Below are 13,997 nucleotides of genomic sequence, written 5' to 3'. Positions count from 1 at the left end.
GCGAATTAAGCAAAATTCGGTCGAAAACAACAAATACATAAAATTTAAAACCTTTAAAATGAAATTTAATATCATCATAAATAGTGCTTCAACCATCGAAGAAATCAAAGATTACTGGAAAAATGAAGATTATACCAACCTTTTAGAATTGTTTAATTTCCCAGATGCAAATACCATCAAACCGGAAAATTTGAGAGAAATGCTCTTTATGGCAATCACCGATTTTGAACCCAATGAAGCGGCGAAAATACTGCTGACTTATAAATTATCAGCGTTTTTAAATGAAGGGCAGATCGATCAAATGTCCAATGATATGTTACTGGATAAAATTTCTGAGGAGTACCCGGAGATCGATCTCCATTATGATCTGTTTAATATCAACCAATTGTTATTTAAAGCCTACAATGGCAAATTTCCCAATGCGAAAGCAACAATCGTTAATTTTACAATGAGCGCTGTCGATAAATTTGATGGAGAAATAACAAAAGAAATAGTTTTAAAATCGCTCGATCGCGGAATTTCCGACAGCAATATTATCAAACGACTATTTTCTGAGAAGATGTCTACAGATCTTTCCTTTGAAGAAGCTGAAAATATTTTATGGAAATTAGACAAGATCAAAGACGGTGAGTTTACCTTAATTACTTCAGAATACTGGTTAAATAAAGACGAAATTATCGGAGCAGAATTTGAAGGAGAATGTTTGCTGGCAGAAAGTAATGAAGGGTAAGATTTCAACTTAAATTTAAAAAAAATATAAAAAAAACTCCTCAATTTCTTGAGGAGTTTTGGGTGGGCCCTGAGGGATTCGAACCCCCGACCCTCTGGGTGTAAACCAGATGCTCTGAACCAACTGAGCTAAGAGCCCGATACCGTATTTGATTTCTCAAATTTTGGTTCGGCAAATGTACAAAAATTTTCTACTTCTCCAAATTTTTTTCTAAAAATTCTCCCACGACGAAGTTGCTGCCACCAATAAAAATCATTTCATGCTTTTTAACATTCTGTTTAGCAGAAAGATAAGCCTCCTGAACTTTATCAAAAATTTTATAATTTATTTTCGATTTTTTTAATAAATCTTCATAATCTCGTGGATGACGACCGCGATTGTTATTAGGTTTGGCAAAATAGTAAGTGGAATCGGAGGGAAGGATCTGTAAAACTTCATCAATTTTTTTATCATTCACAAAGCCCAAGATAATATGTTTGAATTTTGGGATTGAATTCAGTTGTGCAAAAACTTCTTTTAAACCTGCCTGATTATGAGCGGTATCGCAAATTGTTAGGGGCTCAGATGAAAATTCATACCAGCGGCCAATGAAATTGGTATTTTTTTGAACTTTTAAAAGGCCTTCCTCGATATCTTGAGTAGAAATTTCAATTCCGAGATTTTGCAATTGCTGGATGATTGCCAGAACCACTTTAATATTTTTTTTCTGATAATTTCCTTTTAAATCTGAATTTAATGTTGTTTGAAGGCCAGTTGCATCAATAAATGTTGAATTCATCTTTATTGCCTTTTCTTTAAAAATATTTTTGACAACATCATTCTCATCACCTGAAATTACGGGCACGTTTTGCTTGATAATCCCCGCTTTTTCTCCCGCGATTTCTTCAATAGTATTTCCCAGTAAATCCTGGTGATCAAGAGCGATATTGGTTATTGCCGAAAGGAGCGGAGTAATGATATTGGTGGAATCTAATCTGCCACCTAAACCGACTTCTATGATGGCATAATCAACATTCTTTTGGTAAAAGTATTCGAAGGCCATGATGGTCGTAAATTCGAAAAAGGAAGGCGTAATTTCTTTTGGGAGTTTTTTTAGCTTTTGAATGAATTGATAAACAAATTCTTTATCGCAATTGATACCGTTTATTTTTATTCTTTCTGTAAAGTCGATAAGATGAGGTGAATTGTACAACCCAATTTTGTAACCCGCTTCCTGCAAAACCGACGCAAGCATATTACTGGTAGAACCTTTGCCGTTGGTTCCGCCGATATGGATGGTTTTTAAATGATCTTGCGGATTACCGAAAAACGCACAGAGTTTGATGATATTTTCGAGTCCAGGTTTGTAGGCTTGTGCGCCATCATTTTGGTAATTGGGAATTTGACTAAAAAGCCATTCTACTTCTTTTTGGTATTCCTGATTGGTCATGGTGCAAAATTCTCAAAAGTTTTTGAGATAGCGAAGAAATTGAGTTGTTAATTTTAATCTGGGGAAGAAACGAAAACTGCGCCCCTGATCGAACGGCATGTTTGAGCTCTTTTTATAATTTTTTCTCAGAAAAATTATAAAAAAGCGAGTAGTGAAAGCAGGAAATGTGCGCCCAAATACAAGTGACCAATTTAGAAAGTGATCTGGTAAACGCCTGTTGATGAAGTGTTTGCTTTCTCCGCTTTTACATATCGTTTTACCCACGCCACCGAATTTGTAGCCACACAGGCATCGGAAACGCCACCCAAACGACGGGCTGAAATCACGTTTCCGGCTTTATCGACGGTGTAAGAAATACTGATCGTGCCGCTCGCGGAACAATTGTGCGTAGGTTGCGCGCCGCCACGACCCATGGTTCCCGGAATAAAGCCAATCAATTTTCGGTCAACACCAATTTTGCTGTCACCGTTACTATCGCCGCCAAGAGGATCTCCCGCGTTTCCAGTGGTGCCGTTTGTTCCCTGACTTCCGGTTTTTGTGCCTCTTCCTTTGATCAAATTACCGATTGCTGCGGTTCCTTTTCCATCGCCGTTTCCTGTTTTAGAATTGGGCGTGGTCGCTTTCGCAGCTGTAGTTTTAGAAGGAGTTGATTTAGCGGGAGTTGCTTTAGTAGCCGTTTTTGTCGTTTTCGATATCTTTTCTACTTTCGGTGCGGAAACCTTGGTATTGTTTCCGGTAAGAAGTTTTTCCTTAACTACGGGTTTTGCGGGTTCTACTTTCGGTTCTGGCTGGGTTTCGGGTACTGCTTCTGGAACGGTTTCCGGAACTACGGTTTCTGTATTCGCAGCCAAACTTCCTTCCTGATTTGCTGGCTCTTCTAACTGAGCACCGTTTTTCTCATCCCCAAAATTGATGAGCATTGTGGTAATTTCCTCTGGCTTTTCTGTAATCTTCGTGAATTTATAATAGAAAATCCCTAAAAAAATCAACAGCGAAACAAGGAAAGTAAAAAATGCACTTTTCCTTCTGTCCTTTTCCTGATTTTTTTTATGTTGAATCGTATAATCCATATTGTTCTTAAAATCCTTTAATTAAAGAATTAAAGCAAAATTTTAATTGTCTTCCTGAGTTGTCGCAATGGCTAAATTGAAATGGTGTGTTTCTGCGATTCCCATTACAAAAACAACGTCTTTGTGTTTCGAATTTCCATCGGCGCGAATGGTAAAAGAAGGGTTTGTCTCTCCTTTCAAAGCATTCACCAATTGATTTTCGAGTTGTTCTTTTGGAATCTCCTTATCGTTTACAAAATATTTGCCATCTTCTTTGATGGTTACTGTTGAAGGGTCCTGAACAGTTGGATTGGTAGCATCAGCTTTCGGAAGTTTTACATCAATGGCACTTTGGCTGATGGCGGAACTTGTGATCATAAAAAAGATCAGCAACAGAAAAATAATATCTGTCATTGAAGCCATGCTGAACTCGGCGTTGACTCTGTTTCTGCGTTTTAATTCCATTACAAAGGTTTATTTAAAGCATCCAAAAATTCATTCACGTGGGTTTGAATTTTCAAAACCAGACGATCGACATTCGTTACCAAAATGTTGTAGAAAAAATAGGCTGGAATACCGATGAACAAACCAACTGCCGTTGTTGCCATTGCCGTATAAATCCCGGAAGCAAGCAATTTCGGACTCACCGCACCGGTTACGTTTGAGATTTCGAAGAAAGCCATGATCATTCCAACTACGGTTCCCAGAAATCCTAACATCGGCGCCGCTCCGGAAGCTGAAGCTAAAATGTTCAGATTCTTTTCCAGTTTTGAAACTTCAAGTTGTCCCTGGTTTTGCATCGCGTTGGAAATGTCGGAAATGGGTCTTCCAATTCTCGCCAAACCTTTCTCGATCATTCTGGCTTCAGGCGAATCGATTGTTTTACAATAATCAACTGCAGTTTGTATTTTACCTTCCTGAACGAAATCTTTGATGTTTTCGAGGAAATTTGGCGTGGCTTTCGAAGCTCTTTTAATAAAGAAATATCTTTCTAAAAAGATATAAAGGGCTAAAATTCCTAAAAGAAAAATAGCGATCATGATTATATTTCCGACAATTCCGCCACTGAAAAGAATTTCCCAAAGAGAGAATACATGTTTTTCGGTAGTCGTGGTAATAACTGAAGTTGGTGTTTGTAAAAACATTTTTTAGTTTTTGATATTAAAATTGAACGGCGAAATTACCTTAATAGTATAGATTTTAAGGCGATTCTCGAATTTGTAATGAATTTGCGGAAATTAATCTTCTTCTACTTCAATAACATCGGGTTTGAAATGACATTTCATTTTGAAGGGAATTGGTTCACCCGAATCTGTGTAAAAATCATCAATGGTCCCTTTCCAGAAAAGTTGCAGTTCACCTTCAGCATTTCTGTCAAAAGATAATTCACTGTCGTAAAGATAAGCATCTTCATCATCGAAAAGATCTACTTCGGTGTAGTGGTCGTCGGAAGTATCCGTAATTTCGAAAGTTTTTCCGACAAGTTCCTCTTCTTCAATCGGGAACTCAATAATATTCAATGACAGTTGAGGGAAATTGTACTGTAAAGAATCATCATCAACATGGTCTAAAGAATCATCGGTAATGATTTCAACTTCCAGAAAATGTTTTTTGTTGCTGTAAACTGCTTTGCAGTAAGTGCTCTTGATGTGATATTTAAGGGTTTCTTCAGGGTGGTAGATTTTTAAAATCCCTTTCATTTTTTAAGAAAAATAGTTAAGTAATTTGTTTTGAACTGGTTCAACAAAGATAAAAAATTGATTGATTGCGCAAAGTGTTTTGGGATATTTTTAAAGAAGTTAAGGCAAAAAACGTACAATCAATAATGTTTCCAAACAATCCGCGTTTCGAATCTAATTAAGATGGAAACTTTAGTCAAAATAATTTAAATTAGCTTTCTCAAAATATACGCATGAAAAACATCCTTTATAAAACGCTTTTCGGATTGCTGATCTTTGCAAGTGTGCTCTCCTGCAAAAAGTCTGATTCTCCCGTCACCAAAATTACTCCCGTCGATCTAGATTCTATTGCAGCTAATTATTATGAGCAGTATTTAAAATTATATCCCCTTGAAGCAACGGCTCAAGGTGATTTAAGATACAATGATCAGTTGCCCATCAATATTGATAAAGATTTCATTTCCGGAGAAATTACCTTTTATAATTCGGTTCAGAATCAACTGAAAAAAGTAGATTATAAATCACTGAGTGATAATGATAAAACCGTTTATGATGTTCTGGATTATACTTTGAAAGATAAAATTGAACGGTACGCTTATCACCCGGAATACATTCCTTTTACCCAGTTTAGCGGACTTCCTCTCGATTTTCCTTTGCTTGGAAGTGGACAGGGAAATCAACCTTTCAAAACTGAAAAAGATTACAGCGACTGGTTGAAAAGAACTGAAAATTTTCCAGCGTGGATGGATGCCGCCATTGATAACTTTAAAGAAGGAATGACGAACCAATATGTTTTGCCCAGAAAATTGGTAGCGAAAATGGTCGTACAAATGAAATCTGAAGAGATCACCACCTCAGATTTTAGCAAAAATATATTTTACGGACCGGTCAATAATTTTCCGAAAAACTTCACTGCAGCTCAAAAAGAAAAATTTACGAAGGAGTTTAAGACGATGATTACGAAAATCATTATTCCGTCTTATACGAAAATGGGTGCTTTTTTAGAAACAGAATATTTACCAAAAGCAAGAGCTACCGATGGTATTAATGGTTTGCCTAAAGGAAACGAGGTTTATGCCTACTTTGCAAAAAGCTGGACTACTACTGCAAAAACCCCGAAAGAAATCAATCAAATTGGTTTGGATCAGGTGGCAATGCTGCGTGGCGAAATGGAAAAAGTAAAACAACAATTAGGTTTCAGTGGTTCGTTGGAAGAATTTTTGATCCACTTAAAATCTGATCCGAAAGCCATGCCTTACAAAACCGACAATGAAGTAATAAGTGCTTTCAACGGGATTTTAACCAAGATCACTCCGAAATTAAAAACCATGTTCAGCGTGACGCCAAAAACGCCTTTTGAGATCCGACAAACAGAAAAGTTTCGGGAGAACACAGCAAGTGCGGAATATATGCCTGGAACTCCGGACGGGAAAAGACCCGGGATATTTTACATTCCGCTTCCTGATCCTACCAAATTTAATGTGACTTCCGGCATGGAATCTCTCTTTTTACACGAAGCAATTCCCGGTCACCATTACCAGGTTTCTCTGCAACAGGAAAATACGAAGCTTCCGAAATTTATGCGTTTCGGCTGGTTCGGAGCTTACGGTGAAGGTTGGGCGCATTATTGCGAAACACTCGGTCCAGAACTAGGGCTTTACACCGATCCTTATCAAAAAATGGGTTATTTGAGCGATCAAATGTTGCGTGCAGTTCGACTTGTTGTAGATACAGGTTTGCATACGGGAAAGATGAACAGAGAAGAGGCGATCGCTTACTTTTTAAAGAATATTTCATATGATGAACAGGGTGCAACCGCCGAAGTAGAAAGATATATGGCAACTCCGGGTCAAGCGCTTTCTTATAAAATTGGCGCATTGAAAATCAGGGAATTGAGAGATTTGTATCAAAAAGATCTTGGAGCAAAATTCAACCTCGCTAAGTTTCATGATGAGATTTTAAATCAAGGTTGCCTTCCTTTAGATGTATTAGATCGCAAAATGGAAAACTGGGCAAAAAGACAGTAATTATTTTAAAAAATAGTAGAAGCAGATCCGTTGAGTTACTCAGCGGATTTTTTTTAATCGTACAGCTGTTCAGCAGTATTATTAAAGATCATAAACCGAAGCTGATCATTACCGATCCACTCATGTCGGGTTACAATAGGCGAACTTTAACAAAGGAATTAAAAGGAAATTCCGAGACAGAAAACATCAAAATTATGACGATGTCTGTACATCCTGATGAAAAAAAGCTGAGTGAGAAAGCCGGTGTCGATGATTTTTTAACCAAACCATCTGAAATTGATGATCTCGTGAGTAAAGTAGAATTTCTGTCGAAATAATTTAATTTTTACTTCCCGATTCGATGCTTGTTACTTCTTTTTTTATCAGTCAATAAACAGCATTTTTTGCAAAAACTCTCTCTCTTTATTTCCTCTCGCCGGAGAATATTCTCTGCCATAAAAAATAATTTGAAGGTGTAATTTGTTCCAGGTTTCTCGCGGAAAAAGTTTCTTCGCATCATTTTCAGTTTCGACCACATTTTTTCCGGATGTTAATTTCCACTGCGTCATCAACCGGTGAATGTGAGTGTCAACGGGGAAAGCAGGAACACCAAATGCCTGACTCATCACCACGGAAGCAGTTTTGTGACCAACTCCGGGAAGATCTTCGAGTTCTTCAAAAGTCTGCGGCACAATACCGTCATGTCTTTCTACCAGAAGTTCTGCCATTTTTTTTAGATTCTTCGCTTTGGTATTCGCAAGACCAATTTCTTTAATTAAAAATCTAATTTCCTCCACTTCCAGATCTTTCATTTTGAAAGGATCACCTGCAACTTCAAAAAGTTTTGGTGAAATCTGGTTCACTTTTTTATCGGTCGTTTGCGCCGAAAGTGCAACCGCAACCAGCAATGTAAATGGATCATGATGATCAAGCGGGATCGGAACTTCGGGATATAATTTTTCCAGTTCGGTTATTACAATTTTAGCTCTTTGCTTTTTTGTCATTTTAAAAGTAAATTTGAACAAAATTAAACATTATGTTGAAAGTAGGCGATAAATTACCAGAATTCGAAAGTGTAAATCAAGACGGAGAAACTGTGAAGTCAACCGATTTTTCAGGAAATAAATTGATCATTTTCTTTTATCCAAGAGCAAATACACCCGGTTGTACTGCAGAAGCTTGCGACTTAAACGACCATATTTCAATTCTTAAAAAAGAAGGCTATCAATTGTTGGGAGTTTCCGCTGATCCTGTAAAAGCTCAAAAGAAATTTCATGAGAAATTCGGCTTTCAGTATCCGTTAATTGCGGATGAAAAGAAAGAGATTCTGGAAAAATTTGGAGTTTGGCAACTGAAAAAATTCATGGGTAAAGAATTCATGGGAATTGTGCGAACCACTTTTATTTTTGATGAAAATGGAACTTGTATTCGTGTGATCGATAAAGTAAAAACGAAAGAAGCGGCAAGTCAAATTTTAGAAAATTAATCACAATTTTTTTAACCACAAAAGTCACAAAAGTTTTAAAGTAAAAATTTTCCTGTCGAAAGTTCAGAGAGGATGTGCGCAATCCACGAAATTTGCGAGAAATAGAATTAAAATTCTTCGACTTTGTTAACTCAACATTCTCTGCGCTTTTTTCACGCCTTCTACCAAAATATCAATTTCCTCCATCGTATTATAGACGGCGAAACTCGCACGAACTGTTCCAGCGATATTGAAAAATTCCATGATGGGTTGCGTACAATGATGACCCGTTCTTACCGCAATCCCGAGTTTATCGAGGATCATTCCGACGTCAGACGCGATCCCAATTCCTTCCAAATTAAAGGAAACAACGCCAGTTCTATTGGCTTTTTCCCCATAAATTTTGAGACCTTCAATTTCTAATAATTTTTTCTGCGCGTAATCAAGCAAAGCACTTTCGTGAGATTGAATATTTGATTGACCTATTTGATCCATGAAATCGATCGCTGCTCCCAAAGCGATATTCCCACCTACATTTGGGGTTCCGGCTTCAAATTTAAAAGGTAGATCTGCATAAGTAGTTTTTTCAAAAGAACACGTTGCGATCATTTCTCCGCCACCATGAAAAGGCTGAATTTTTCTCAAAATTTCTTCCTTGCCATAAAGAATTCCCGTTCCCATCGGCGCGTAAATTTTATGTCCGGAAAACACGAAGAAATCGCAATCCATTTTTTGAACATCGATTTTGAAATGGGGCACAGATTGAGCACCATCAATAACTATCATTGCATCGGAATTCGCTCGGGTTTTCGCAATAATTTCTTCTATAGAATTGATCACTCCCAAAGCATTTGAAACCTGATTTACAGAAACGATCTTTGTTTTTTCACTTAAATTTTTATCAAGAAAATCGAGTTGAAGTATTCCGTTTTCATCCATCGGAATTACTTTCAGTTTTGCGCCTGTTCTTTCACAAAGCATTTGCCACGGAACAATATTCGAGTGATGCTCTAAATAGGAAATAATGATCTCATCATCTTTCTTGATCAAATTCGTGATTGCATAAGCGATGAGGTTAATTCCTTCCGTTGTTCCTTTTGTAAAAATAACTTCGAAATCATTTTTCGCATTGATGAATTTTTGAACTTTTCGTCGGGAAACTTCCATTTCCTCGGTCGCTAACTGACTCAAAGTGTGGATCCCGCGATGAACATTCGCGTTGATTTCAGAATAATATTTTTCCCAACTTTTCAGCACGGACATAGGTTTTTGAGAAGTTGCGGCGTTATCGAGGTAAACCAGATCCTTACCGTTTACTTTTTGAGAAAGAATAGGAAATTGGCTGCGAATATTTTGAATGTCGAACATGTTTCTTATTTAGAATCCCTCAAATTTACGGAATTTTAAATTGAATAATCCACACCAAAAAACTTTTACTAATATAGAAGAAGACTATTAAATAACAGCGGTTTGTCGCTCTTTAATTATAATTTTTCACCACTTCATCCACATAGAGCTCGACTTGTTTTGGACGGTGCTTCTCATCGAAAGTTTCCCTTTTATCCATTCCTGTGCGTACGATGATCATTTGTTTTTCTGGAATGATGATGATATATTGTCCATAAATTCCCCGGAAATAATAATGCTTGATCGATGAATCGTTATTGATCCAGAGACCCATTCCATAAGCTTCTTTTGACAATTTGGTAGGAGTTCGCATTTCTTCTATGAAATTTGAATTCAGGATTTGCTTACCATTAAATTTACCATCATTTAAAAAGAGCTGGCCGAGTTTCGCAAAATCTCTTGAACTTGAATTGAGACAGCAGAAGGTTTTTTCCATGCCGAAATCATCAGTGTTCCACTCTGCATTTTGTTCCATTCCAAGTGGTTGCCATAAGTTATCAGAGGCATATTCCGCTATCGTTTTATTGACTGATTTTCTCAAGGCAAAACCCAAAAGCTGCGTTGCACCTGATTGATATTCGAACTTCGTTCCGGGTTGATCTTTAAATCCACGCAGAAGAACTGCTTCTTCCAAGGATTTGCCGTAATACGCTTTCGCATTGGGAAGAAAAGGATTGTTGTAATCTTCATTCCAGTTTAATCCGGCTTCCATTTCTGCTAAATTATTGAGCGTCAAATATTTTCCGAATTGTACGTTATCATAATTTTGAAAAAAAGCAGAGAATTTCTCATCAAAGCCTTTGATCTTTTTCTGCTCGATCGCTTTTCCTACAAGCATTACGGTCACGGCTTTTGCCATTGAGAAAGAATTGGTTTTGGAGTTTTGATTATAACCGTCCCAATATTCCTCATGCAAGAGTCTTCCGTTTTTTATAACTAAAAAAGAAGCCGTTTTTGATTTCTTTAAATCTTCAACTAAAGCTTTCGGCAAAGCGTTTTTATTATAAGCGGAGTCTTTTTCCCAAGGGATAGATTGTCCTTTTGCAACAGTATGTGAGGAAAAATAAGTGCCGTCATTAATGTTGGAACCCGTTTCTCCGCGCAAATAAGTTTCGCGAATTCCTTTGAACAAATAACTATAGCCGAACGTATAAGAAAGTGCAATTAACGCAGCCGATACTACTAAGACTCCTTTCAGAAATTTTCTAAACATTTCAAATCTTTGAAACAAATTTAATCATATTAATGGAAATGTCTAAAAAGAAAAAAGTTCCAGATTTCTCCAGAACTTTTAGTAAAGGTATTTCGTAAAACCTTAAATCTTAGAAAGCAAGTTTCTAAAATTCGTTTTCTCGTCGATAATTCTGCGCAGATCTGCAACAGCAACTCTTTCCTGTTTCATCGTATCCCGATCTCTTAAAGTCACCGTATTTTCAGTTAAAGAATCGTGGTCGATCGTAATACAGAAAGGTGTGCCGATCGCATCCTGACGTCTGTACCTTTTTCCAATGGCATCTTTTTCTTCGTAAAATAGATTGAAATCAAATTTCAGATCATCAAAAATAGTTTGCGCATATTCTGCTAAACCATCTTTTTTCATCAATGGTAAGATCGCCGCTTTATATGGAGCTAAAGCTGGAGGAAGGGAAAGTACTGTTCTTTCCGAACCGTCTTCTAAAACTTCATCTTTCAAACAGTTAGAAAAAATCGCCAGGAATAATCGATCTAAACCAACCGAAGTTTCTACCACATAAGGAACGTAGTTTTCATTTCTTTCGGAATCAAAATACTGTAGTTTACGACCGGAATGTTTTTCATGTGCACTTAGATCAAAGTCTGTTCGGGAGTGAATTCCTTCCAATTCCTTAAAGCCAAAAGGGAATTTAAATTCAATATCAGCCGCAGCATTTGCATAATGCGCCAATTTTTCATGGTCATGGAATTTATAGTTTTCTGCGCCTAATCCTAAAGCCAAGTGCCAGTTCAAACGTTTTTCTTTCCAGGTTTCATAAAAACCTAATTCTGTTCCTGGAGGTACAAAATATTGCATTTCCATCTGTTCGAATTCCCGCATTCTGAAAATAAACTGTCTTGCAACGATCTCATTTCTAAAGGCTTTTCCGATTTGGGCAATTCCAAAAGGTAATTTCTGACGGGAAGTTTTCTGAACATTTAAAAAGTTCACGAATATTCCCTGTGCCGTTTCCGGTCTCAAATATAAATCTGTTGCAGAATCTGCGGAAGCGCCTAATTTCGTTCCGAACATCAAGTTGAATTGACGAACATCTGTCCAGTTTTTAGAACCGGTTTCCGGATCAGCAATTTCCAACTCTTCAATTAATGCTTTCACGTCGCCAAGATCCTCTTTTTCAAGAGATTGCGCCATTCTCGAAAGAATCGTTTTCTGCTTTTCTCTATATTCTAAAACACGTGGATTCGTGCTCTCAAATTCTTTTTTATCGAAAGCATCCCCAAATCTTTTGGCAGCTTTTTCAATTTCTTTATCTGCTTTATCTTCTAATTTTGCGCAGTAATCTTCAATCAAAACATCGGCTCTGAAACGTTTTTTCGAATCTTTATTATCGATCAAAGGATCATTAAAAGCATCAACATGACCCGAAGCTTTCCAAATTGTTGGATGCATAAAAATCGCAGTATCAATTCCCACAATGTTGTCATTGAGCTGTACCATTGCTTTCCACCAATATTGTTTGATGTTGTTTTTCAGTTCCGCTCCATTTTGTCCATAATCGTAAATCGCCGAAAGACCGTCATAAATTTCACTTGAAGGAAAAATAAAACCATACTCTTTCGCGTGCGAAATTATTTTTTTGAAAACATCTTCCTGTTTAGCCATCTTTTTTAGAATTTGTGCAAAAATAAGGAATTTAAATCTATTTTCTTTTGAGCTTAATCCTGCTCTCCACTCTATCTTTTACTTCACTTCGTTCCGCAAAAGGATGCCGTTTCGATGGTAAGTTTGTATTAATAAAAATAATTAATAATTTGGTTAATAATATTAACCAAAGAGTAAAAGCAGCAGGATAAAGGCCGACGTTGCGTTGATACTAAGATATCGCCCCTGATTTTATTCCCCTGCTGCTGTTTTCTTCCAAATCCGGATAGAACATTGTTGGTAAGAACTTTTACCATGGTGGATCAGAAGAAAGCCTCTTTTTAAAAAATCATTGTATGTCAAATTTATTAAAAAAAGTGATTGGTGTCGATGTTGGAGCAAAATTTTTAACGGTAAGTTTCAATGACCACTGTGATAAAGATCAAGTGCATAATATTGAAAATAATCAGCGCTCGATTTTAGTTTTTCTGAAGAAAATTTCTACTGAAGATTATTGTTTCGTTATTGAAGCGACAGGTAATTACAGCAGTCGTCTTCTTCATCTCTCGTTGGAAAAAGGTTTTGAATCCAGTTTGATCAACTGCATGTCTGTAAAACATTTTTCCAGGATGAAAAACATCATTACCAAAACCGATGCGGAGGATGCTAAACTCATCCGGCTTTATGGAGAGATGTTTCGGCCAGATATTTATGTACCCAAGAGTATTCAAGTTGAACATCTGGATCAGGAAATAAAATTGCTGAATGATCTTGAGGAAGAAAAACGTCGGTATGCTGTAAAGCTAAAAGCAATCCGTTATAACCCTCATCTTAATCCTAACACTGAAAAGCATTATGAGAAAAGACTTAAACAGTTGGGAAAAGAGATTCAGGAAGTAGAGATGCGTCTTCCACAACTTCAGGATGAAGAATTTAAAGAAATAAAAGATTTATTACAAAGTGTTTCGGGAATTGGGGAGAAAACTTCTCTTCAGCTAATGACGGCAACTTCTGGTTTTAAAAATTTTCATTCCGCAAAATCATTAGTTAAATACTTTGGACTTGCTCCTCGAATTTATCAATCAGGTAAAAAATCCTACTCTCCGGGTAAGTGCAGAACTTCCAAAACTCATATTAGAGGTATGTTGTATGTTTGTTCCAGGACGGCTATGAAACATAACGCACCTTGCAAAGAACTTTATTTGCGACTATTGGCAAAAGGGAAACCAAAAAAAGTAGCATTGATCGCTGTTTGTAATAAACTCTTAAGGATTTGTTTTGGTGTTGTGAAAAACAAAATTGCATATCAACAAGATTATCAAAAAAACTTAAAAATTTTAACCTAAATAATTTGCAAAGTAACATAGAACATCAGGGCTGGTTACGATTTGGTTTT

14 protein-coding genes and 1 tRNA gene are annotated in these 13,997 nt (G+C 36.8%); 5 read left to right on the top strand and 10 right to left on the bottom strand.

Annotation, left to right across the window (positions count from 1 at the left end; translation table 11 throughout):
* The first annotated feature begins 58 nt into the window (after positions 1 to 58).
* A complete protein-coding gene (locus tag IV494_RS10750) occupies positions 59 to 730 on the top strand; it encodes a hypothetical protein (RefSeq protein WP_196080135.1) in 672 nt (223 codons plus the stop codon).
* A 63-nt stretch (positions 731 to 793) separates the two neighbouring features.
* Here the strand turns inward: IV494_RS10750 and IV494_RS10745 are convergent.
* The 6 genes from IV494_RS10745 to IV494_RS10720 form a co-directional block, all read right to left on the bottom strand.
* Positions 794 to 868, bottom strand: a tRNA-Val gene (locus IV494_RS10745).
* A gap of 52 nt (positions 869 to 920) precedes the next feature.
* Complete coding sequence (locus IV494_RS10740) at positions 921 to 2,159, bottom strand: bifunctional folylpolyglutamate synthase/dihydrofolate synthase (protein WP_196080134.1); 1,239 nt, start codon at positions 2,157 to 2,159, stop codon at positions 921 to 923.
* Positions 2,160 to 2,350: 191 nt separating this feature from the next.
* Positions 2,351 to 3,229, bottom strand: coding sequence for a ferric siderophore ABC transporter substrate-binding protein (locus tag IV494_RS10735; protein ID WP_196080133.1), 879 nt, complete (start codon positions 3,227 to 3,229; stop codon positions 2,351 to 2,353).
* Positions 3,230 to 3,271: 42 nt separating this feature from the next.
* Positions 3,272 to 3,673, bottom strand: coding sequence for an ExbD/TolR family protein (locus IV494_RS10730; protein ID WP_196080132.1), 402 nt, complete (start codon positions 3,671 to 3,673; stop codon positions 3,272 to 3,274).
* Complete coding sequence (locus tag IV494_RS10725) at positions 3,673 to 4,353, bottom strand: MotA/TolQ/ExbB proton channel family protein (RefSeq protein ID WP_039350673.1); 681 nt, start codon at positions 4,351 to 4,353, stop codon at positions 3,673 to 3,675. Before IV494_RS10725 ends, IV494_RS10730 begins: the two co-directional genes overlap by 1 nt.
* A gap of 93 nt (positions 4,354 to 4,446) precedes the next feature.
* Positions 4,447 to 4,908, bottom strand: coding sequence for a hypothetical protein (locus tag IV494_RS10720; RefSeq protein WP_196080131.1), 462 nt, complete (start codon positions 4,906 to 4,908; stop codon positions 4,447 to 4,449).
* Between the two features lie 212 nt (positions 4,909 to 5,120).
* On the opposite strand from IV494_RS10720, the gene IV494_RS10715 reads away from it, so the two are divergent.
* Together IV494_RS10715 and IV494_RS14875 are read left to right on the top strand one after the other, a co-directional pair.
* A complete protein-coding gene (locus IV494_RS10715) occupies positions 5,121 to 6,914 on the top strand; it encodes a DUF885 domain-containing protein (RefSeq protein WP_196080130.1) in 1,794 nt (597 codons plus the stop codon).
* Positions 6,857 to 7,231 carry a response regulator gene (locus IV494_RS14875; RefSeq protein ID WP_196080129.1) on the top strand — a complete coding sequence of 125 codons (375 nt, stop codon included), beginning with the start codon at positions 6,857 to 6,859 and terminating at the stop codon, positions 7,229 to 7,231. The genes IV494_RS10715 and IV494_RS14875 overlap by 58 nt, the downstream gene beginning before the upstream one ends.
* 45 nt (positions 7,232 to 7,276) lie before the next feature.
* Here IV494_RS14875 and nth read toward each other — a convergent pair whose 3' ends face one another.
* On the bottom strand, positions 7,277 to 7,897 hold the full coding sequence (nth, locus tag IV494_RS10705; RefSeq protein ID WP_196080128.1) for an endonuclease III: 621 nt from the start codon (positions 7,895 to 7,897) through the stop codon (positions 7,277 to 7,279).
* 32 nt (positions 7,898 to 7,929) lie between these two features.
* Between nth and bcp the strand changes: the two genes are divergently transcribed.
* On the top strand, positions 7,930 to 8,379 hold the full coding sequence (gene bcp, locus IV494_RS10700; RefSeq protein ID WP_196080127.1) for a thioredoxin-dependent thiol peroxidase: 450 nt from the start codon (positions 7,930 to 7,932) through the stop codon (positions 8,377 to 8,379).
* 126 nt (positions 8,380 to 8,505) lie between these two features.
* On the opposite strand, the gene IV494_RS10695 is transcribed toward bcp, so the two are convergent.
* The 3 genes from IV494_RS10695 to IV494_RS10685 all read right to left on the bottom strand — a co-directional run bounded on the left by IV494_RS10695 (position 8,506) and on the right by IV494_RS10685 (position 12,622).
* Entirely contained in the window at positions 8,506 to 9,726 is a 1,221-nt protein-coding gene (locus IV494_RS10695; protein WP_196080126.1) for an aminotransferase class V-fold PLP-dependent enzyme, read from the bottom strand.
* 112 nt (positions 9,727 to 9,838) lie between these two features.
* Positions 9,839 to 10,978, bottom strand: a complete 1,140-nt coding sequence (locus IV494_RS10690; protein ID WP_196080125.1) for a serine hydrolase domain-containing protein — start codon at positions 10,976 to 10,978, stop codon at positions 9,839 to 9,841.
* A 102-nt stretch (positions 10,979 to 11,080) separates the two neighbouring features.
* A complete protein-coding gene (locus IV494_RS10685) occupies positions 11,081 to 12,622 on the bottom strand; it encodes a glycine--tRNA ligase (protein WP_196080124.1) in 1,542 nt (513 codons plus the stop codon).
* A gap of 335 nt (positions 12,623 to 12,957) precedes the next feature.
* Here IV494_RS10685 and IV494_RS10680 point away from each other — a divergent pair, with 335 nt between their 5' ends.
* Complete coding sequence (locus IV494_RS10680) at positions 12,958 to 13,947, top strand: IS110 family RNA-guided transposase (RefSeq protein ID WP_196080123.1); 990 nt, start codon at positions 12,958 to 12,960, stop codon at positions 13,945 to 13,947.
* The last annotated feature ends 50 nt before the right edge of the window (positions 13,948 to 13,997 follow it).

Origin of the sequence: Kaistella gelatinilytica (genome assembly GCF_015679325.1) — a bacterium.
Lineage (GTDB): Bacteria > Bacteroidota > Bacteroidia > Flavobacteriales > Weeksellaceae > Kaistella > Kaistella gelatinilytica.
Note: the sequence above shows the minus strand (reverse complement) of the source record. Positions and strands in the feature narration are given on the sequence as shown.